Origin of the sequence: Ochrobactrum sp. SFR4 (assembly GCF_019730395.1) — a bacterium.
GTDB lineage: Bacteria > Pseudomonadota > Alphaproteobacteria > Rhizobiales > Rhizobiaceae > Pseudochrobactrum.
Map to the genome: position 1 here is coordinate 1 of NZ_JAAPBB010001277.1, position 241 is coordinate 241.

Annotated in this window: 1 protein-coding gene; it reads left to right on the forward strand. The window is 46.5% G+C overall.

All coding sequences use genetic code 11. From position 1 onward, the window contains the following. Positions 1 to 241, forward strand: a 241-nt coding sequence (locus HBA93_RS23130; RefSeq protein ID WP_221724788.1) for a M81 family metallopeptidase, incomplete at both ends; no start/stop codon positions are given.

Here is a 241-nt window from a genome sequence, read left to right on the forward strand (position 1 = left end):
TATGATGATGTTGAAGGCGATCTGATCGAGCATATCCGCCAGATAGTCGGCCCCGATATTGCGATTGCTGTTGAGCTGGATCTGCACTGCCATCTCACAGATCGTATGATCAATAATGCAACAATAATCGCAACTTATAAAGAATACCCGCATACGGATATTGAGGAAGTCGCAGCGCAGCTCTTTGCATTGATGGTCAAGACACTGAACGGCGACGTACAGCCGGTTATGGCATTATATG